Annotated in this window: 15 protein-coding genes and 1 pseudogene; 10 read left to right on the top strand and 6 right to left on the bottom strand. The window is 45.0% G+C overall.

Annotated elements, in window-relative coordinates; all coding sequences use genetic code 11:
• Entirely contained in the window at nucleotides 1-810 is an 810-nt protein-coding gene (locus QUA90_RS16540; RefSeq protein WP_333446578.1) for a calcium-binding protein, read from the bottom strand.
• A gap of 198 nt (nucleotides 811-1,008) precedes the next feature.
• On the opposite strand from QUA90_RS16540, the gene QUA90_RS16535 reads away from it, so the two are divergent.
• Together QUA90_RS16535 and QUA90_RS16530 are read left to right on the top strand one after the other, a co-directional pair.
• Nucleotides 1,009-1,989, top strand: coding sequence for an ATP-binding cassette domain-containing protein (locus QUA90_RS16535; RefSeq protein WP_333446576.1), 981 nt, complete (start codon nucleotides 1,009-1,011; stop codon nucleotides 1,987-1,989).
• A 318-nt stretch (nucleotides 1,990-2,307) separates the two neighbouring features.
• A complete protein-coding gene (locus tag QUA90_RS16530; protein WP_333446574.1) occupies nucleotides 2,308-3,096 on the top strand; it encodes an ABC-2 family transporter protein in 789 nt (262 codons plus the stop codon).
• Nucleotides 3,097-3,165: 69 nt separating this feature from the next.
• On the opposite strand, the gene QUA90_RS16525 is transcribed toward QUA90_RS16530, so the two are convergent.
• Together QUA90_RS16525 and QUA90_RS16520 are read right to left on the bottom strand one after the other, a co-directional pair.
• On the bottom strand, nucleotides 3,166-7,140 hold the full coding sequence (locus tag QUA90_RS16525; protein WP_333446607.1) for an NB-ARC domain-containing protein: 3,975 nt from the start codon (nucleotides 7,138-7,140) through the stop codon (nucleotides 3,166-3,168).
• 77 nt (nucleotides 7,141-7,217) lie between these two features.
• Nucleotides 7,218-8,129, bottom strand: coding sequence for an alpha/beta fold hydrolase (locus QUA90_RS16520; RefSeq protein WP_333446572.1), 912 nt, complete (start codon nucleotides 8,127-8,129; stop codon nucleotides 7,218-7,220).
• A gap of 74 nt (nucleotides 8,130-8,203) precedes the next feature.
• Between QUA90_RS16520 and QUA90_RS16515 the strand changes: the two are divergent.
• The 6 genes and pseudogenes from QUA90_RS16515 to QUA90_RS16490 form a co-directional block, all read left to right on the top strand.
• A pseudogene (locus QUA90_RS16515) lies at nucleotides 8,204-8,548 on the top strand (ABC-2 family transporter protein); the annotation flags it as partial.
• A 386-nt stretch (nucleotides 8,549-8,934) separates the two neighbouring features.
• Nucleotides 8,935-11,499 carry a nitrite reductase large subunit NirB gene (gene nirB, locus QUA90_RS16510; protein WP_333446570.1) on the top strand — a complete coding sequence of 855 codons (2,565 nt, stop codon included), beginning with the start codon at nucleotides 8,935-8,937 and terminating at the stop codon, nucleotides 11,497-11,499.
• A gap of 256 nt (nucleotides 11,500-11,755) precedes the next feature.
• Nucleotides 11,756-12,115: a nitrite reductase small subunit NirD gene (gene nirD / locus QUA90_RS16505; RefSeq protein WP_333446568.1), complete on the top strand. Its 360-nt coding sequence runs from the start codon at nucleotides 11,756-11,758 to the stop codon at nucleotides 12,113-12,115.
• Between the two features lie 217 nt (nucleotides 12,116-12,332).
• Nucleotides 12,333-14,426, top strand: a complete 2,094-nt coding sequence (locus tag QUA90_RS16500; RefSeq protein WP_333446566.1) for a HEAT repeat domain-containing protein — start codon at nucleotides 12,333-12,335, stop codon at nucleotides 14,424-14,426.
• Between the two features lie 300 nt (nucleotides 14,427-14,726).
• Nucleotides 14,727-15,257, top strand: coding sequence for a peptidoglycan-binding protein (locus QUA90_RS16495; RefSeq protein ID WP_333085942.1), 531 nt, complete (start codon nucleotides 14,727-14,729; stop codon nucleotides 15,255-15,257).
• A gap of 230 nt (nucleotides 15,258-15,487) precedes the next feature.
• Nucleotides 15,488-16,570 (top strand): patatin-like phospholipase family protein, encoded by a 1,083-nt coding sequence (locus QUA90_RS16490; protein ID WP_333446564.1) that lies wholly within the window; start codon nucleotides 15,488-15,490, stop codon nucleotides 16,568-16,570.
• On the opposite strand, the gene QUA90_RS16485 is transcribed toward QUA90_RS16490, so the two are convergent.
• From QUA90_RS16485 to QUA90_RS16475, 3 genes are all read right to left on the bottom strand, one after another.
• Nucleotides 16,551-16,820 (bottom strand): hypothetical protein, encoded by a 270-nt coding sequence (locus tag QUA90_RS16485; RefSeq protein ID WP_333446562.1) that lies wholly within the window; start codon nucleotides 16,818-16,820, stop codon nucleotides 16,551-16,553. The two genes, QUA90_RS16490 and QUA90_RS16485, sit on opposite strands and share 20 nt — an antisense overlap.
• Nucleotides 16,821-16,829: 9 nt before the next feature.
• Nucleotides 16,830-18,530 carry a pentapeptide repeat-containing protein gene (locus QUA90_RS16480; protein ID WP_333446560.1) on the bottom strand — a complete coding sequence of 567 codons (1,701 nt, stop codon included), beginning with the start codon at nucleotides 18,528-18,530 and terminating at the stop codon, nucleotides 16,830-16,832.
• Nucleotides 18,531-18,817: 287 nt separating this feature from the next.
• Nucleotides 18,818-19,234 (bottom strand): hypothetical protein, encoded by a 417-nt coding sequence (locus QUA90_RS16475; protein WP_333446558.1) that lies wholly within the window; start codon nucleotides 19,232-19,234, stop codon nucleotides 18,818-18,820.
• 255 nt (nucleotides 19,235-19,489) lie between these two features.
• Between QUA90_RS16475 and QUA90_RS16470 the strand changes: the two genes are divergently transcribed.
• Both QUA90_RS16470 and QUA90_RS16465 read left to right on the top strand, forming a co-directional pair.
• Nucleotides 19,490-21,259 (top strand): S8 family peptidase, encoded by a 1,770-nt coding sequence (locus tag QUA90_RS16470; RefSeq protein WP_333331104.1) that lies wholly within the window; start codon nucleotides 19,490-19,492, stop codon nucleotides 21,257-21,259.
• Nucleotides 21,256-21,477 (top strand): hypothetical protein, encoded by a 222-nt coding sequence (locus QUA90_RS16465; protein ID WP_333331106.1) that lies wholly within the window; start codon nucleotides 21,256-21,258, stop codon nucleotides 21,475-21,477. Before QUA90_RS16470 ends, QUA90_RS16465 begins: the two co-directional genes overlap by 4 nt.
• Nucleotides 21,478-21,755: the final 278 nt, after the last annotated feature.

The raw sequence follows: 21,755 nt of genomic DNA, 5'->3' as shown, positions 1-21,755 counted from the left end.
TTAAAGCAAAGAATTAGCATTAATAAAACGACCGTTTAAATCGGCTGGGGTCACATTCAAAACAGTACCCAACAAAGCATTAGTAAAACCAAATCTAATATTAGTAGCTTCTACACGGCCGTTGCCATCGGGATCGAGACTTCGCTGGGAGATGCCACCCTTGGCTAACAAACTCGTTCCACCGGCTATACTTGCAGGATCGATCAGCAGCAGTCTCGGATCGTTCAAGCTATAACTTACCTCTTCCAAGGAGATATTGCTACTGGTAAATGGCACACTAATTCCAATCGAATCGTTAGACTTATCAAAATCCACAATTACCGCGTCAGGAACTTCAATACCAACTACTCTAATTCCCGCTTGATCGACTCGCAAAACAAATACATCGCTACCTGCACCACCTTGGTAAATATCGACATCTCTGTCGCCAATTAAAGTATCATTACCGTCACCGCCCACTAACAAATCAACACCTTGTCCTCCGCGCAGCAAATCATTTCCCGCACCCCCATCAAGGAAATCGCTATTTCTATCTCCTGTCAAGAAATCCTCGCCAAATTCTCCCAAAACATCGTCATCATCTTTGCCACCGTAAATAGAATCACTGCCGACACCACCTAACAGACTGTCTTTACCATCGTTACCGAAAATCCGCTCTGCATCTGACGAGCCCCTGACAGTATCATTGCCGCCCACCATCCAAAGTCCCCCAGGAAAACTAGCAAGTTGTCCTGGTGCAAGTGTAATATTTTCAGGAGAATTGTCTCCTACCAAACGAGGGATGTCTGAATTATCTGGGGTGAGTACCATAATTGTAAACTTTGTGCGATGTGAGCATGGATATTGTGCAATATTCTACAGCTTATTAGGGTGCGCCAGAACACAGTTACTTCCTGACTCGCGATCGAGAAATCGCGGCCACACCCTACTAGACAGCTCGATCGCTCCATCTTGGCACAAGCCTGATGGAAATACCCTAGATTAAAATAAAAGTTAAAATTTGAGCCGATGCCAATTATCTTAGTTGAAGACTTGAGCAAAGTTTATCCGGTAGCGATTAAAGAACCGGGGCTTAAAGGAACAGTGCGACACTTTTTTAGTCGCACTTACCGCAATATCAAAGCAGTTGAGGGCGTTTCTTTCAGTATTGAACCGGGGGAAGTCGTGGGGTTTCTAGGTGCTAACGGTGCGGGCAAAACTACTACGCTGAAAATGCTGACTGGTTTGATTTATCCCTCGGCTGGTACTGTGAGAGTGTGCGATCGTACTCCTTTCCGTCGCGAAGCCGATTTTCTGCAAAAAATAACCTTAGTGATGGGGCAAAAACAGCAGTTAATTTGGGATTTACCCGTGCTTGATTCTCTGCGAATCAATGCCGCTGTCTACGGCATTCCCGATGCAGATTATCGACGGCGAGTCGGAGAATTGACAGAGATGCTGTCACTAGAAGGCAAGCTAAATCAGCCGGTACGAAAGCTTTCTTTAGGCGAACGCATGAAAGCTGAATTGATGGCGGCGCTGCTGCACCAGCCGGAGGTATTATTTTTAGATGAACCGACTTTAGGTTTGGATATAAACGCACAGTTTAGCGTCAGACAATTTCTGCGAGAATATAACGAGCGCTATCAAGCAACGGTGCTGTTGACGAGCCACTACATGGCTGACATTACTGCTTTGTGCAAGCGCGTTTTGTTAATCCATGAAGGGCAATTAGTTTATGATGGCAGTTTGGACGGATTGCTCGACAGGTTTGCACCTTATCGGGAAGTTCAGGTAAAAATAGCTAAACCGCTGGCAAAAGATAGTGCTTTTGCTTACGGAGAGGTAGAATCTATTGAGGGACAATCGGTACGGTTTTTAGTCAAAAGGGAGGAGCTGACGGTGAGTGTGGCGAAGATTTTGGCGGAGTTGGAAGTGATAGATTTGACTGTTACCGATCCGCCAATTGAAGAGGTAATTGGTAGAGTTTTTCGCACTGGAAAAGTGTAATGTTTTTGGCTGGGTTCATTCTCCATAGCAGGCAAGATGCCTGTTGCACTAGAATTATAAAGTAGAACAGGCAAGATGCCCGTTCCACTAGAGATTTAATGTTTTTGTGGAACGGGCTTATAGCCCGTTGCTAACACCTAAAAATTGAACAGGCAAGATGCCTGTTCCACGAGAGTTTCCATGTTTTGTGGAACGGGCTTATAGCCCGTTGCTAACCCCAAAAAACAGGCAATATGCCTGTTCCACTATAAATTCAATGTTTTGTGGAACGGGCTTATAGCCCGTTGCTAACACCTAAAAATTAACTCTAAAATTGATATGAACAGAATTGTGAAAATTACTAAAACTTTGCTAGTCACCTACTACGCTTATATGCTCGAATACCGGGCGGAATTGTTTTTGTGGGCGCTGTCGGGAGCTTTGCCGTTTATCTTGATGGGTGTCTGGATGCAGGCGGCCGAAACTGGTCAATTTGGGCTGAAGTCGATCGACTTTGCCCGTTATTTTTTAGCTGCTTTCATTGTCAGGCAAACAAATGTAGTTTGGGTAATTTGGGAGTTTGAAAAAGAAGTAGTGCAAGGTAGGCTATCTAATAAATTGTTGCAGCCTCTCGATCCCGTATGGCATCACTTTGCATCTCACGTTTCCGAAAGGTTTGCGAGGCTGCCGTTTGTATTGGGATTAGTGCTGCTGTTTTTTGCACTTTACCCGCAGGCTTTTTGGCTGCCGAGTTTGGGCAGGTTTTTGCTGTTTTTGTTGGTTATCGTCTTGGCTTTTTGCTTGCGGTTCCTGATACAGTATACCTTTGCGCTGTTTGCTTTTTGGCTGGAAAGGGCAAGTGCGATCGAGCAATTCTGGTTTCTAATTTACCTGTTTTTATCGGGACTTATCGCGCCGCTAGAAGTGTTTCCCGCACCGGTGCGCGAAGTAGTTTTGTGGACGCCGTTTCCTTATTTGATTCATTTTCCCGCTTCAATCTTGATAGGATTGCCCGTAGATGTAGGCCGCGGTTTGTTGGTAATGTTGGGTTGGAGTGCGGTGTTTTTTGTGTGGAATCGCTGGCTTTGGCGGCAGGGTTTGAAGCAGTATTCGGGCATGGGAGCGTGAACAGTTGACAATTGACTGTTGACAGCGGCCGAGATTGTTCGCTAAATATTCGCTGTCCACTGTTAAATTCTAAGGCCACCATCGCGCGACATCTTGAATGGCGGTAACAATTTCCATTATTGCATCTTTGCCGCCTAATTTATAAATTACTGGTGTTAGAACACCTATATTTTCCTGAAATTCTTGGCGCTTGAGTTTAGATAAAGTGGTTTTCATGATTTCTAACCACATTTTGTATGTCTCATTTTTGGGTTTGGATGATGACATTTGTTTAAAGAAAGGACTTAGAGCTTTAGCACGATACTCTTCAGATGGAATCTGATGTGCTATTTTTAATGCTTCAGAGTACAAATTTTCTGGTAATTTTGCTGCTAAAGATGAGAGAACATAAGCGCGCTCATCTTCATAATGTATTTGACTTGTGGTTTCTAATGCTTCGGAATATAAATTTTCCGATTGTAATTTTTCCGCTAAAGATGAGATAGCCTCAGCTCGATTAGATTTATTCTGAATTTGACGCGCTGTTTCTAATGCTGCGGAGTACAAATTTTCCGACTGTAATTTTTCTGCTAAAGATAATAGAAAACGAACTCGAAGAGATTCATCATGAATTTTAGGTGCTATTTCTAATGCTTGAGAAAATAATTTTTTTGGAAATTTTTCCGCTAAAGATGAGAGAAAAAAAGCGCGCCTCGCTTCATTATTAATTATTTGATGTGCGGTTTCCAATACTTCGGAATAAAAATCTTCTGGTAACTTTCTACCTAAAGATGATAGAAAGATAGTGCGATACTTTTCAGTATCAATTTGACGTGCAGTTTCTAATGCTTCGGAGTACAAGTTTTTCGATTGTAAATTTTCTGCTAAAGAAGAGAGAACTTCCGCGCGAGTATATTCATCCTGAATTTGACGTGCGGTTTCTAATGCTTCGGAGGACAAAATTTCCGACTGAAACTTTTTCGCTAAAGATGATAGAAAAAGAGCACGAGTATATTTATTCTCTATTTGACGTGCGGTTTCTAAAGCTTCGGAGTACAAATTTTCTGGTAACTTTTCCGCTAAAGAGGAGAGAACTTCCGCGCGATACTCTTCATTCTGAATTTGACGTGCGGTTTCTAAAGCTTCGGAGTACAAATTTTCCGACTGTAACTTTTCCGCTAAAGATGATAGAAAAATGCTGCGATACTTTTCATCCTGAACTTGACGTGCAGTTTCTAAAGCTTCGGAGTGCAAATTTTCCGACTGTAGCTTTTCTGCTAAAGATAATAGCAAAATGCTGCGATACTTTTCATCCTGAATTTGACGTGCGGTTTCTAAAGCTTCGGAGTACAAATTTTCCGACTGTAACTTTTCCGCTAAAGATAAAAAATCAGGGCCATCCTTTCCCTTCTGAATTTGACGTGCAGCTTCTAAAGCTTCGGAGTACAAATTTTCCGACTGTAACTTTTCCGCTAAAGATGAGAGAACTTCAGCACGAGGATATGCCTCATGAATTTGATGTGCGATTTCTAATGCTTCAGAGTGCAAATTTTCTGGTAACTTTTCCGCTAAAGATGATAGAACTTGAGCGCGAGAATATTCATTATGAATCTGACGTGATGTTTCTAAAGCTTCGGAGTATAAATTTTCCGACTGTAGATTTTCAGCTAAAGAGGAGAGAATTTGAGCGCGAGAATATTCATCCTGAATTTGACGTGCTATTTCTAATGTTTCCAAGTACAAATTTTTGGGTAAATTTTGTCCTAAAGAGGAGAGAAATTGAACCAGATATTTTTCATCCTGAATTTGACGTGCTGTTTTTAAAGCTTCGGAGTACAAATTTTCCGACTGTAACTTTGTGGCTAAAGATGAGAGAACACGAGCGCGATTGTATTCATCCTGAATTTGACGTGCTATTTCTAATGCTTCCGATGACAAATTTTCTGGTAATTTTCCGGCTAAAGATGAGAGGACATCAGCACGATAATTTTGATCCTGAATTTGATGTGCATTTACTAAAGCTTCGGAGTACAAATTTTCCGACTGTAACTTTGTGGCTAAAGATGCGAGAACACGAGCGCGATTGTATTCATCCTGAATTTGACGTGCTATTTTTAATACTTCCGATGACAAATTTTCTGGTAAATTTTCTGCTAAAGATGAGAGAACATCAGCGCGATTGTATTCAGTCTGAATTGGATATGCTATTTCTAATATTTCTGGGTAAAAATTCTCTGGTAAATTTGCCGCTAAAGATGAGAGAACATCAACGCGATGATATTCTTTCTCAATTTGACGCGCTATTTTTAATGCTTCCGAGTACAAACTTTGCGACTGTAATTTTGCCGCTAAACATGATATAACACGAGCTCGATTATATTCATCCTGAATTGGACGTGCTATTTTTAATACTTCTGAGTACAAATTTTCTGGTAATTTTTCCACCAAACATAAGAGAACATAAGCGCGAGCAGATTCATTCTGAATTTGATGTGCTGTTTCCAATGCGGTTAACAACGCTTGGTTTTTTAAATTTCCTGGTAAATAATCCAATAGCCCAATTAATGAATTTACTTGTTCTTTACAATCCGGTTTTTGCAAAGCATAAGCTAACCCTTGTTCTGGTTTCCAATATCCATTTTTTACCAGCACAACCAGCAATGCTTCTGGTATATTTGCCGACAAACTATTCAAAGAAGACACGATTAACCCATATCGACATTGTAAACTAATAACCTGCGATGGATTTTTTTCAAACTCAGATTCTGTTAATTCCCAAGCACGCGAAACATCCGTTAAAAAACCTGCTACTTGACCTAATTTTTCCCGCACTTCATACCAGCCATTATGCCCACTCGCTGACTCTTCCCGCAATAGCTGGTGAATTTCTGCTATTTTCCCCGCTTTTTTTAAATGCCAAACTAGATATTGATGAATATAACCGTCATCTCGTAAAGTATGCCAGTAATTATCTGCTGTTTGCTGTTGATATTTATTTAGTAATTGAACGTGAGCATCTTTCCAGTCTATCCCCAAACCCAGCAAATCGCCTTGACGTTTCGGTTTTTGAGGTGCAGTTAACAAATTCCGCGCTAAATCGTGGAATAAATCGTGCAATCTATAAGTTATTGTTCCATCAGCCAGAGTCACGCCAGGTAATAACAATGCTTGACTGCGAAAATACTGCAAAATTTCCATTGCATCTCGATCGTCCATATCCCAAAGTGTCGCTGTCATGAGGTGAGTAATGTTTGTATCTTCCGGTAACACCCCCAACCAAGCAAAACACTCTCTCTCATATTCTTCTAATCGCTTAATGCTCAGATTTAATGATGCTTGCAAACTGAGATATTTAAACTTCTCATCATCACCGATACTCCTGATTCCGGGGTCTTGCAACGATTTTAACCGACAAATTTCTTGCTTAATATCTGCTATCAAAACTGGCCAAGTTGTACCATTAGCAACTTGTACGGCAGCTAATTCTAACGCTAACGGTAAATAACCAACAGCTTTAGCTAAGGATTTTGCTAACTCAATTTCACTTATTTCTAGTTGCTTGCCTAGTGTTTTCAGTTTCTGCGCCAACAACTTCAATGCTTGCGTTTCCGTCATCACATCTAGGGAATAAGTGCTAGCACCAAGCGCATTCCCGATCGAAGCATCGCGAGTAGTTACTAACAGACAACAGCGAGAACCGCCAACATTAAATGCTTTTACATATTCCCACCCGTTATTTTTGTCTATCCAAGCATCATCAACTACCAACAGCATTGCTTTATCCGCCAGTAAAGTACGCAAATGAAGGGAGGTACTGTGCATATCTGTGACGGGATAATTATAATCCCCCAAACCATGCACCCAATCAGTTAATCGCTGGAGAACATTTGGTTCTTGACCTAAAGTTACCCAAAGTATACCATCGTTAAAATGGTTTTGGATATCTATGTCATGTGCTAAAGCTGCTGCTGAAGTAGATTTACCAATCGAACCCAAACCATGAATAGCGCTGACAACTAAAGTTTGACTGTTAGCTAGCAAGCGCTGTTTTAAATCCTGGCTAATTTCTGGGCGGTCTACATAGTAATCTGGTAAAGGTGGTGCTTGAAATATTTTTAGCCTCTCTAACTTAACACCATCAGTTAAAGAGGCTGATAAGGGTTTGTGGTTTTCTCCCCAATAGTTTGCGGTTGTATAACTGAAGTATCGCCCGGAGGAAGAGATTTTGGGCGCGGTAAACTATCCTCAATAAAATTTTTCACACCCAAATAGACTTTTTTATCTGCCGATTGCGGTTTAGCGATCGTATCGTGGTTTGCTTCTACTGCTATAGGCTTTACATCTTTAATACCGGGATTGGCGCTACTCGCATTAACAATCAAAATACCGCTAGTCTGTATGGTTTCATAATAAACTTTTGTGGCAATCTCAAACTCATCAACGTGTTGGCGATACCATTCATCAAGTTCGCGTAACTGGGGAGCATGAGCTTTTAGTTCTTCAACATTAACCGTAGTCAAAAAGCCTGTTAAAAATGTTACCCATTGAGCAACGTCTGAACCAAGATGGGGAGTAGATAAAAATACAATTCCCTTGCTAGATTCAATTACCGCCTTTTTTCTTTTGTCTCGCGAAAAGTTGGCTGCGGTACTCAGCATTTTTTTTACCAGCAACCCACCCATGCTGTGAGTAACAAAAATTATCGGTCGATCGCCGATGTTAAAATTTTCTAGATCGTCTAAAAAATTACTAGCTTGGTCAAACAGCGGCATAGCAGAACCGCTAGCTTTTAATCGTGCTGCATCATAACCAAAACTCCAAATCCCGACATCTTGTAAATCATTTCCCAGCCAATTCAACCAAAAATTATCTTTTTGGTAATCTCGATCGCTAGGATTTTGCCAGTGCCAAGTATTCCAAGCATGACCGGCCAAACCGTGGACAAAAACTACATCCCCTCGACGGCTGGGGTTGTCGCAACCCGATATTTTAATCAAACCCGTCGTGTTGCTATCTTCATTTGGCTGCGAATTTGTAGTTTTTTTACCAAACATTTTAGGTTCCTTTTACTGCAACAACCTATGACAAAATTATAACTGATGAAGGTATTATTGACAAGCATAGAGCTATAGTATTTGCTTTTTGCCTGAGATTTTTGATCCAGTATACCTTTGCGCTGTTTGCTTTTTGGCTGGAAAGGGCAAGTGCGATCGAGCAATTCTGGTTTTTAATTTACCTGTTTTTATCGGGACTTATCGCGCCACTAGAAGTGTTTCCCGTACCCGTGCGCGAAGTAGTTTTATGGACGCCTTTTCCTTATTTGATTCATTTTCCCGCTTCTATCTTGATAGGATTACCCGTAGATTTAGGCCGCGGTTTGTTGGTAATGTTGGGTTGGAGTGCGGTGTTTTTTGTGTGGAATCGCTGGCTTTGGCGGCAGGGCTTGAAGCAGTATTCGGGCATGGGAGCGTGAATTACCCAAGGCTGATGCTACAGTATTCCTCATATGCGAGAATAGTTATAAATCAAGTGGGCATTCAACCCACTTAATTTGTGCGTTTTCATCCCCTCCCTTCACTCGTACGGTTTGGGGCGCGGGACTTCCCGCTTGTTAGTTAAATAATAATTAAAAATTATAAAAGTTGAGAGTCCGTCCTAGTATAATACTAATCCTTTTGTCAAAAACACTTAGGTGAAGCACCGTATTTACCTCGATCGCACACATCATGCAAAAATGCAATCGGGAGTATTCGACAATTGCATAAACCTCCATTTTTTGTATCTATAAGTACAAAAGTTTACAATAAAGTCTTATATTAATAAACCCAACGACTGATAAACGGGATAAAAGAGATTCTAATGACAGCCAAAAAAAACCTCATTGTAATCGGCAATGGCATGGTAGGTCACAAGTTCCTAGAGTTAATGGTCAGCTCGGATGCTACCAAACACTGGAATTTAATTACTTTTTGTGAAGAACCGCGCGTTGCTTACGATCGCGTAAACCTCAGCGGATTTTTCTCTGGCAAAACAGCGGGAGATTTATCTTTAGTTGCACCGGGATTTTATCAAGAAAACGGCATCCAAATTTATATCGGCGACAAAGCAGTCGCCATTAACCGGGAACACAAAATAGTCTCTTCAGCCAACGGTTTAGAAGTTCCCTACGACAAAATTGTTCTCGCGACCGGTTCCTATCCATTTGTGCCATCAATTAAAGGCAAAGACACTACAGGAACTTTTGTTTACCGGACAATTGACGACCTGGAAGCGATGTCCGATTACGCTAAAAATTGCAAAACAGGCGTAGTAATTGGCGGCGGTTTGTTAGGTCTAGAATGTGCTAACGCCCTGCAAAATATGGGCTTGAAAACTCACGTTGTTGAGTTTGCCTCGCGGCTGATGCCCGTGCAAGTTGACGAAATTGGCGGTGCGATTCTCCGCAGCAAAATAGAAGATTTGGGGGTTTCGGTTCATACCAGCAAATCTACCACAGAAATTGTTAGCGAAAATGGCAAAGTTACTAAAATGCTGTTTGCTGACGGTTCGGAATTGGCAACAGATATGATTGTGTTTTCTGCTGGCATTCGCCCCCGCGACGAAATTGCCAGAAGTTGCGGTATAGAAGTAGGAGAACGCGGTGGCATCATCATAAATGATAGCTGCCAAACCTCCGATCCTGACATTTATGCGATCGGAGAATGCGCCCTGTATCAAAATCGCATCTACGGCTTAGTTGCGCCTGGGTATACAATGGCAAGCGTAGCTGCAGATATTTTGAGCGGTGCCGCGGATGACGGACAAGATGCCCGTCCCACAAGCACTTTTACAGGTGCGGATATGTCCACTAAACTCAAATTATTGGGGGTGGATGTCGCTAGTTTTGGAGATCCTTTTCCCAAGTCGGGCGATGCTAAAGAAATTGTTGTCGCTGACACCTTCCAAGGCATTTACAAAAAATTAGTTTTAAATCAAGACGGCAGCCGAATTTTAGGCGGAATTCTCGTAGGAGATGCTTCGGCTTACGGCACTTTGCTGCAATTCATGCAAAATGAAATTGCTCTGCCGCCGCATCCCGAAGATTTGTTAATCCCACCGCGAGAAGGGGCAGCATCGGCGGGTTTTGGAGTAGACAGTTTGCCGGATTCGGCTCAAATTTGTTCTTGCAATAATGTTACCAAAGGGCAGATTTGTGAAGCGATTCGCGATCATAATTTAACCGATGTTGCCAGCGTCAAGAAATGCACTCAAGCTGGTACGGGCTGCGGCGGCTGCGTGCCTTTAGTGACGGATATCTTCAAGTCGGAGATGAAGAAAGCTGGGTTTGCAGTCAAAAATAATCTCTGCGAGCATTTTGAATATTCTCGTCAAGAATTGTACCATTTAGTGCGTTCTCAAGAAATTAAAACTTTTGAGGAGTTGATTGAAAGACACGGCAAAGGTAAGGGTTGCGAAATTTGCAAGCCTGCTGTTGGTTCGATGCTGGCTTCTACTTGGAATGACCATATTTTAGAGAAGTCTCACGTCGGTTTGCAAGATACGAACGATTACTTTTTGGCAAACATTCAGCGCGACGGTACTTATTCGGTGGTGCCGCGAATACCGGGGGGAGAAATCACGCCGGATAAGTTGATTGTTTTGGGAGAAGTTGCCAGGGATTTTGGGCTTTATACTAAGATTACTGGCGGGCAACGGATTGATTTGTTTGGAGCTCGCGTGGATCAATTGCCGCATATTTGGCGTCGGTTGATTGATGCGGGATTTGAGTCGGGACACGCTTACGGTAAGGCTCTGCGTACTGTAAAATCTTGTGTTGGTAGCACTTGGTGTCGCTTTGGGGTGCAGGATTCAACGAGTTTGGCGATCGAAGTTGAATTGCGGTATCGTGGTTTGCGATCGCCCCACAAGCTCAAATCTGCTGTCTCTGGTTGCACTCGCGAATGCGCGGAAGCTCAAAGCAAGGATTTTGGGATAATTGCGACAGAGAATGGTTGGAATTTGTACGTGTGTGGCAACGGTGGTATTAAGCCACAGCACGCGGTTTTGCTGGCGACGGATATCGATAAGGAAACGCTCATTAAGTATATCGATCGATTCTTGGTTTTCTACATCCGCACGGCCGACAGATTGGAACGCACTGCTACTTGGTTGAATAAGCTTGAGGGCGGGATTGAATACTTGAAACAGGTGATAATTAAGGATTCTCTAGGCATTTGTGCTGAATTAGAAGCGCAAATGGAACATTTAGTGAATACTTATCAATGTGAGTGGAAAACGACGATTGAAGATCCACAAAAGGTGCAGCGGTTCCAGCATTTTGTGAATTCCGATTTGCCTGATCCGAGTATTGTTCGTGTTGCGGAACGGGGACAAACGCGGCCGGCTAACGAACATGAAAAGGCTCTGGCTGGAGTTTCGGAATAACCCATATAATCGGGTTTCCAAGCAGAGCCTAGGAAACCCGGAGATCCCCCCTAGCCCCCCTTAATAAGGGGGGAACAAGAACACTAGATTGAAGTAAATTAATCTCGTTCCCAGGCTCTGCCTGGGAATGAAGTCCCGGAGGCTCTGCCTCCTCTAACCGTAAGCCAGAGCCTCCTTCGGCGAGGCAGAGCCTCGAAACCTACGTTCCCAGCCGGAGACTGGGAACGAGATTGAAGTAAATTAACAGGAAAAGAAAATGGTTCAATCTTTACAAGTTTCCGATACAGTAACAACTTGGGTAGATGTGTGTTCTCTGGATGCGATCGCCCCTTATACTGGAGTTTGCGCTTTAGTTAAAGGCGAACAAGTGGCGATTTTTCGAGTGGGAAACGGGGATGAAGTTTATGCGCTTAGCAATTACGACCCGTTTAGCAAAGCTTTTGTTTTGTCGCGGGGAATTGTGGGCGATCGCAAGGGCACTCTCAAAGTTGCTTCTCCCATTTACAAGCAAAACTTTAGTCTCACTACCGGGCAATGTCTGGATGATGAAACGGTAAAGATTCCTACTTTTGCGGTTCGGGTTGTAGCCGATCGCGTCCAAGTAGCTGTTAGTTAGATTCAGCGGCTTAATTGTTCGATCGCCATCCGCCACCACCTAACATTCCTGTGGGTGCTGGCGGATTTTGCATTGGGGCCCTCCCGACTCAGTATTTTTCGTATAAAATAGAGTCGATTGGCTCCATACTCCAGGCTCGCTCAAAAAAATCTCAACTAATATCCGAGCTGATGGGAGGATTGTCAATGCAAACAAACTTCAGGGGCAGGGTATTGGTATGTTGTTAAAAAAACTTGTTTCCGAAAATAATCCCCAGACTGTAGCAGAGTTCATCCATGCCCAACTCAAAATCGGTCAACTGACTTGGGGCGAACTCAACATACAAGTTTTCGGCCAGCACTGGCGGGACGAATCTTTGCACGAAGTCCTCAGAGAAATTGCAGCTAAGCTCGACAAAGAAACAGCGAGCCAAATTATAGAATATCTCACAGATCAGAACGGTCAACAAGAAAAATTTATTAATTTGTTTTTAGCAGCGCAATGCCTGTTAAAAGTTAAAAATGATGTTAATAAAAAAACCACCAAAAACCTGTTAAACGCTTTAAAAAAGTTATCGCAATACGGTACGGGTTTCCTGATTCTTTATCAAAGCGCTCAAGAATTGCAGGAAACTTATCAAATTCGCAATCGATCGATCGCGGCGATCGCCCAAACTTGGAAAAACGACCCGCAAACCCTGCCCTGGCTGAAAATACTCGCTCACTCCACCGACTGTGGAGAAGTCCGGGCCACAGCAGTCGAAGCAATAGCCCGTGGTTGGCCAGACCAGCCAGAAATTTACCTGATGCTCAAAAACCTCGCCAAATCAGATCCAAGCTGGGCAGTGCGATCGACCTGTGTGCGAGAAATGGCTTGTGGTTGGCCAGACACGAGCGATACCTTGCCGCTGCTGACTGCCTTGGCTCAGTTTGATCAAAGTCCCGCAGTTCGCACCGCAGCACTCGAACAGTTGGCCTCTAATTGGCCCGATCGCACAGATACCTTGCTGCTGCTGAGAACGGCCGCCGAATCAGACGAAAATTTGGGAGTGCGAGTCGCAGCGTGGCAAGAAATAGCCAGAGGTTGGCACAGCCTTTTAGGCACGGTTTCCCTGCTCAAAAACCTTGCCCAGACAGGAAGTTCTATCCTGCGAACCGTAGCGGTGCGGGAGTTGGCAGGGGGCTTTTCAGCAGCAGCCGACGTTTGCCTGCTGCTGAAAAGCCTAGCCGAATCCGACAGCAGCAAAGAAGTGCGGACAGCAGCCTTAGAAGAATTGGCCTCGCACTGGCCCGACGAACCTGACATTTACCCGCTGCTGAAGACTAAAGCCGAGTCCGACGCGAGTTCGAGCGTCCGGCGCTCAGCAGTGCAAGCAATTGCCTCTGGCTGGCCAGGGAACGCCGAAACTCTGACTTTTTTGAAAAATATAGCATTGGGCGATCGCGACGCCGACCTGCGAGAAATAGCCCTACAACAGATAGCCGCAGGTTGGCCCGACCACCCAGAAACCCTGCCCCTGCTGCAAAAAATAGCTGATTCCGAGGATTACTGGACTGTGCGGCAAGTAGTAGTGGAGGCTGTCGCCACTGTGGCATCAGGCAGTCTCGAAGTCTTTGGCTGGTTGCAAAATCTCGCCGCGTCAGACAGACACCTCAACGTCCGAGAAACTGCGGTGGAAGAGATCGCAAAACGCTGGTCTCACCGGGGCGAGACGCTGCCTTTCCTCAAAAGCCGGGTCGACTTGGAGCATGATTCTCACCTGCTGAGCGTGCTGGTGCGGGCGATCGTGCGGGGGTGGCCCGACGACCCAGAAACCTTGTCTTGGCTGAAAATTCAGCTCGATTCTGGGGAAGCGCTGGTGCGGCAAGCAGCCGTGCTTGAACTCGCTTACAATTGGCCAGACAATCCTGAAACTTGGATGCTGCTGGAGGCTCAAGCAGAGGGCGATGAGAGTCCCGCTGTCAGGCAAATCGCTTTGCAAAAGTTAGCGCGCGGGTGGACAAATCAGTCTCAAACTTTCGAGTGGCTCAAAAGTAGATCTCAAAACGATGAAGATTCGCAGGTGCGGGCGATCGCCCTGGTAGAGTTAATGCGGGGATGGAAAGACGAGCCGGGAATGTTTGAGTTTTTGCGCGATCGAACTTTGAGCGATCCTGAAAATCAAAACGGTTCTTTTCCTTACAATCCGCGATTTACAGCGCTCGAAGCGATTATCGAACATTATCCCGAAAATCCGGGAGTTGTGCCTTTGTTGCGATCGCTTGCAGTTTCCGACGCAGAAGAGCAAGTGCGGGCCTTAGCGGGTCGCCGGCTACGCAGCCAAGACTGGTAAGTAGAAACAATCCTTTAGACACCTCGGAAAATTAATCATGCCTGCTCTTATTTCTGGAGTTTGATGAGGCTCCAACTTTAGACGTTTAGGCATAACTTCTCTTCCTTGCACTCTTAACATTCTTTCAGTATATCATTCCGGCGCAGGCGGAAGAGATATTAACAGTTAACACTAGGACTAACTCAAACGAGTGACACTCAAATGAGTGACACTCGAAAAAGTGACTGTGCATTAACAAATCCCACCAGTTATACCTGAAATATCAAATACCAAAACTTAAATGTTGAGAGGAACCAAATTATGTACACCGAAGAAAGAAGCTTGAACAATGAAACTATGGCTCTCGTCGCCGAAACTACTTCTCAATCAACTCTGGCATTTGCTGAAACCACTGCAGGAAACAAACCCACATTACAAAGGGGTTCAACAGGTCAAGCTGTCAAGGAACTACAACAGCTTCTATATCATTGGGGTTATTATTCCGGGGCTATTGACGGTATTTTCGGCATCCAAGTTCACAACGGCGTCAAAGGCTATCAACACCGCGTCTTTTTACAAGAAGATGGGATTGTCGGCCCTATCACTTGGCAAGCACTATACTCTGGTGCACCTGTGAATATGCCGGTAGTCATGAAGGGCAGTTCTGGTAATGCTGTTAAAATTGTTCAGAATGTCTTGAAAATGAATGGATACTATTTCGGTTCCATTGACGGATTCTTCGGGGCGATGACAGATGTAGCAGTGCGACAATTGCAGCTCAGCAAGGCTTTACCGCAAGATGGAATTGTCGGCTACAAAACTTGGCACGCCCTCAGCAAGTTACGGCACTAATGACGGGTGGGATTCATATAAATTCCGGTTGAACTCCTCATGATTGTTGACTGTTGACTGTTTAGTCTGGAGCCAAAAACTCAATGGTTGAGTGTTAACTGTTGACTCGATTTTCTTATTCCGAGGCAACCGGAAACCATATGATGACGTTGGTTGTTGGTATTTTGATGCTGTATGAGTTTGTTTCATTTATCTTGAAAACTTAAGAAATATCTAAAGGAGTACGTGTGATGGGTCCTAAATTCAAGAGAAGAATTCTTTCAATTGATGGTGGTGGTATTCGGGGTATTATTCCTGCGATCGTTCTCAACTACATTGAAGAGCGCACAGGAAAACGCATAGCAACAATGTTTGATTTTATTGCAGGCACTTCAACAGGAGGAATTTTAGCACTGGGTTTAACTAAAAAGAACTCCGACTCTAGCATCAATCGTGAGCCAGAATATACCGCCGCCGAACTTGTAAATTTCTATCGTAAATATGGAGGAAAGATTTTTAATCAGAATATTCCACTGGATTTTGATGATCTGCTACAACCCAGGCACAAGCCACAAGGTAGGCAAGAAGTTTTAAAGGATCTTCTAGGTGAAGCTAAGATTGAAGACGCATTACGAGAAATTTTTATCCCGAGCTATGATATTGAACTGAGAGTACCAATTTTTTTTACAAGCAATCCGGACGCAGAGGAGATCAAGAGTTTTGATAGCCGGAAAGTATGTACGGGATTCAAAATGTGGGAAGCAGCAATGGCAACTTCTGCTGCACCGACATTCTTTCCACCCTACAAACTCGACACGGGACATCATACCGATGAGGGATATTACGCTTTAGTAGACGGCGGCATCTTGGCAAATAATCCTGCTTCACTTGCAATAATGGAGGCGATGATTTCTTACAAGAAAAAAACTCGTGAAGAACTACACCGTAAGGATACCCTTGTTGTTTCTCTGGGTACTGGCTCACTAACTAAGAAATATAAGTATAGAGACGCAAAAAATTGGGGACAAATCAAATGGGCACTTCCGTTACTTAACGTTTTTCTAGATGGTCAAAGCGAATCTGTTGCGTATCAGCTCAATCAGCTAATGGTGACTAAGGCCGACCAAGAAAATAACAGAAATTACTATCGTTTTCAACTTCCATTGAGTAGCGATAATGGTCACGATAAAATCGACAACGCAAGTCCCAGTAATATTGATCACCTTGAAGAGCGAGCTGAAAAACTGATTGAACACAGTAAGAAAGATTTGGATGAGTTGTGTAAGCTTTTGAAGGAGGAAACTGAACTATATTCTAATCAACCGGACAGTTAAATCGAGATCCGGCTGGAGGATTTATAATGGGGGTAAGATTTGGTGTGTATTCATTCCCACCACAGGGCATCCCAAACCGCACCGCTTCCCCCATTACCGAACAGCGATCGCAATCCGAAGCCGTTTTGTCCCACATGAGCAACTGTTCCCGAAAAACTTGGTATTGCTTGCCCCGCTGCACGAGACTTGCAGTTTCCGACGCAGAAGAGCAAGTGCGGGTATTAGCTGCTCTCCGGCTTCCAGTGTTCACAATTAACTGTTAATAATCGCTCAAAAGGCCGATCGCATACCGCACCGCTTCCCCCATCATCGAACAACGAACGCGCTCGGACGCCGTTTTCTCCCACGTGAGCAACTGTTCCCGAAAAACTGGGTCTTGCTTCGCCCGCTGCACGATCGCCTGACTGATAACTTTCTTTTGAATCTGCTCTGTGGGGATACCTTGCTGCTTCAAATAATCCAACAGCCGCTGCACGCTTTCGGAGAATTTATCCGGCGTCTGAGACATCAAAATAAACGAAATTTGGCGCACCATTCGCTGGTAGATTTCCTGTCTTCTTAGCAATACTTCCTTTTGGCTCGGCTCCGCATTGTTACTAGGAACAGCCAAGTCGAGCAAACTCAAAATTTCAGCGTCCTTGCCTAAAACCTTTTCCAACATATCTGGATAAAGCTCCAAAATGCGATCGCCCAAAATCTTGCCGTTCACCAAACGGTTCGCACTCAGCCGCAGTAAATTTTGTTCTCCCGCCGACTCAAAAAATTGAACGTTAAATTTGAGTTCGTGGCTTTCCAACTCCACCCGACGCAGCGTAAAAACCAAAGCCTCCCAATTAGGAGATTCATCAAAACACACCTTCACAATAGAACTGTCCTCTTGATGCTGCCGCCCCAATTCCCCCGACTCAAAATTGCGCTCGACCGGAAAGCGAGTTGCTGCCACTTTCGCAGTATAATCAAACTGAGTAAAAACATAGCTGCAGTCAACTCGTGAGAGATCGACATCTTGAACTTGCCAATTTTGAATGCAGCAACCCGTAAGCTGCGCCCCCTCCAAATTCGTCCGAATCAAACGGCACTCTATCAAACAAGCTTCTCTTAAATCCGCCTCACCCAACATCGCATCCATCAAATAAGCGCCACTCAAATCAGCTTTCCGCAAATCAGCACTTCGCAAATTAGCTTCGCTCAAATCTGCCCGCAGCAAATACACTCCTTGCAGGTTAGCTCGCAGCAAAAGCGCCTTCTTAAAACTCGCTTTCAATAAATAAGAACCCGCCAGATTAGCTCGACTCAAATCAGCGTTATCCAGCACCGCCTCAGTCAAATCCGCCCCCGCCAGCACAGCTCGGTGCAAGTCAGCGCCCGTCAGATTTGCCGATCGCATTTGAGCGCCATTCAAGTCAGCTTCAATCAAATTTACACCGAGTAAAATTGCCGATCGCAAATTCGCTTCCACCAAATGCGCTTCCCGCAAATTAGCACCCGTTAAATTAGCACCAACAAGACTGGCGCGGTTGAAATTCGCCTCCATCAATTCCGCCGTCATCAACTTCGCGCCGTCGAGTTTAGCCCCAGCAAAATTAATCTGGTCAGATTTAACTCTTTGAAGATTAGCACCACCCAAATCCGCTTCCGGGAACGCGGCCCAATTGAGTTCTGCTGCTTCCAAACAAGCAAGGCGCAAATCCGCTTTAGCAAGATTTGCCCCGCTCAAATTTGCCCCGCTCAGATTCGCCCCAGCCAGCCCCGCACTGCGGAGATCCGCGCGGCGCAAACAAGCCCCTATCAACTTGGCATTGCTCAAAAAAGACCAGCTTAAATTAGCACCGGTCAAGTTAGCACCAGTGAGGTCTATTTCTCGCAGGTTAACACCGCTTAAACTAGCGCCGCTGAGGTCAATGTGACCAAAGTTGCGCTCTCCCTGTTGATAGCGCTGTAAAAATTCTTGTGTTTGCATTCCGCTGATTGGGGGGCTGGCAATTTAGCTGTTTTAGGACGCGCGGGTCAATAACTTTAACTCTAAGGTGTGCACGGAACACGATCGGGCTAGGCAGGGGGAAACTACCTCTACTACTTACTGCCCGAACTCACGTCCTCCGGGTGATCCGTACCCCCTGTACTTTTATAGATAGCAGCTCAAAGGATTTGTTACGTAAGTTCTCTTTCTACTACCAGCTTGACAGACTTTTGTAACTTCAAGTAGCCGAGTTGATATCTGATACGCTGCCCCGCCGGAGAGTGTTTTTACCTAAAACGCTGCAATTCTTGCTGCAAGTGTTTTCCCCATTTAGTCGCTAGAGGAATTTCTGTAAAAGGAACTTGCACCGCAGGAGCATCTTTCAACAAAAATTCGAGGGCGATTGGACTTCCCGAATTCGGCGGTGACTCTAAATCAACTGCCTGAAAGTTGACTAACAACCGCAGCGACTGCACGTCTTTTAAAGAAAAAGTTTGCAAATTCACAGGCCCGCTGCGAGTAGGTTTTCCCCAAGTTAAACTGTCTTCTTGCTGACCGAGTACAGCATAAATATCGTACTTGGCTTTAGCGAATTGTTCGGCCCAGACGCGATAGGCTTCCAGCTTTTGATACTCGTTCCATCCAGCCCAAGCTAGCCCAATAAAAATTGCCAGCAGCGGCAGCCACATTAAACCTCTTTCCATGCAATACCCTTTTTGAAAATACTCGCTTGTTCAGTTTCTCATCTTCTCTAATGATACAATTAATTGAACTCCTCAAACTTGCTCTGCAATTTAAACTAGAAATTAGAGCGATTTTTGAGCGAGCAACAGCCACTGCCGAAAACTACCAAACGCTCGCGTGGGAGATATCCACAAGTCGCAGCAAGGAAAACTGGCGCTGGCGGTGAAAATTGGGTTATTGTGGTGAACACGCCTTCCCTAAACGGACGATCGGCAATGAAAAAGTTTTTCCTTCTGTGCTTATTTTTAATCGGGCTCGGCTGGGCGATTTCTAATTTCCCAGGACTTGCTACTCAAGGCACTTACGACTCGATTGTGCTGGATTTCCGCGAAGATTTGGGTGCTGCTGAGATTGCGAAAGAAGTAAATGCGATCGCCCAACAGTACCAAGTCGCACCGCAACTCAACAGCGAATTCTCAGCGGCAGACAATGTATATGTAGTTAAGGGCGATCGCACTTTGCTAAACGCCCTGAGAAAATCAAATTTGGCTAAAGATACCGAATACATTGAACCGAACTACGTCTATAGCGCTTTCGAGATTCCCAACGACCCCATGTATACCAAGCAGTGGAATCTCCGCAGTATCAACGTAGAATCTGCCTGGAACGAAACCAAAGGCAGCGGCACAACAGTAGCGATAATTGACACGGGTATTACTCCAGTCGCTGACTTAAAAGAAACCAAATTTGTACCGGGCTACGACTTTGTAAACGATCGCGCCGAAGCCTACGATGACAACGGCCACGGTACTCACGTCGCAGGTACTGTCGCCCAATCAACTAACAACAATTACGGCGTTGCGGGCATCGCCTACGAAGCAGCTTTAATGCCGCTAAAAGTGTTAAGCGGCAGCGGTGGCGGCACGGTTTCCGACATTGCCGAAGCGATCAAATTTGCTGCTGACAACGGTGCAGATGTTATCAACATGAGTCTCGGTGGTGGCGGTGAAAGTCAGTTAATGGAAGAGGCGATCGACTACGCCCACTCTAAAGGCGTTGTCATCATCGCAGCCGCCGGCAACTCCGGCGACAGTTCCGCTTCCTATCCCGCCCGCTATCCCCACGTCATCGGCGTTTCCGCCCTCGGCCCCGACGACGAAAAAGCCTCTTACTCGAATTTCGGCGCAGGGGTTGATATTGCAGCCCCCGGCGGTTCAGAAATGGGCAAGATCCTGCAAAGTACGATCGACCCGGAAACCGGCGCCGAAGTCTTTGAAGGCTACCAAGGCACTAGCATGGCTTCTCCGCACGTTGCCGCCGTTGCAGCCCTTGTCAAGGCCTCCGGCATCACAGAACCAGACGAAATTCGCAGCGTACTCTTGCAGTCCTCGCGAACTGTCACTGAAGATCCGTTAAACCATTTTGGTTCGGGACACCTAGACGCAGCCGCAGCAGTTCAGCTAGCCCAGCGCGGACAAATCAACTTCCGCGATTTCTTCCGCTGGCTGCGCGATAACGGCTATCTCAACCCCCGCTTTTGGATTGACGGCGGTGCAGTCGCCCTGTTGCCTAAAATTGCAATGGTGCTCGGTTCTTACCTGCTGGCTTTCTTTATGCGGAATTATTTTCCGTTCCAGTGGACTTGGGGCTTTTCCGGCGGCTTGATGGCTGGTAGTTCTGGGTTCTTTTTCCTGCGGAACTTGTTTGTATTTGACTTGCCGCAGTGGCCGATGCGGGTGATGGGCAGTTCTATTCCCGAACTCGGCGGTGCAATTAATGGCAGCAGTATGCTGAATCCCTTTTTTGCTAGCGTTTTGATTCCGGGGATTTTGATTGCTTTGCTGTTGGGACATCGAGAGTGGAAGTGGATTGCGATCGCAATTTCGATCGGTTTTGCCAGCAGTTTAGCGGTGAATGCTTTTGTGTCTCCCACAGTCTGGGGATTAGGCACAGGTTTGGTATCACAAACATTTTTGATTGTCAATGCTTTTCTGTGTTTCGGACTGGCGCGTTTAGCAATTAAAACAGAGGTGCGATCGGCATGAGTATTACTGTCAAAGGTGAAATTGAACGCAAAGGATTAGGCCCGGGTACTTGGGCATTGGTTGGCCAAGATGGGGAAACTTACGAACTTAAGGATGCTCCTTCTGAGTTGAAAAAAGCTGGTTTGAAAGTGAGTGTTAAAGGTGAAGTCCGCAAGGATGTGATGACGTTTGCTATGATCGGCCCGGTGCTTGAGGTGCAGTCTTTTGAAGTGTTGTAGGTTGATCGACTAATCCAGCTTTCGACCAAAAAAAACCCCGGCCCAAATTGGCTGGGGTTTATTAATCAGGGTGCATCTTTATTTACTTTCCAGTGGCTAGCACGATGTTCGGGAGAAATTTGATTTTTAACGGCAGATGCACGCAGATTAACGCGAATAATTTTTGATTTATTGAAATTTTGCTGTTTTGGCTGCAATACGAAAAAAAAACCCGGCCAAAATTGGTCGGGAGTTAATTAATCAGGGTGCATCTACTAATTTAGTCTCCGGTTCGAGGT

It is taken from the genome of Microcoleus sp. D3_18_C4 (assembly GCF_036702355.1).
Taxonomy (GTDB): Bacteria; Cyanobacteriota; Cyanobacteriia; order Cyanobacteriales; family Microcoleaceae; genus Microcoleus.
This window is presented reverse-complemented; position numbering and strand designations above follow the sequence as displayed.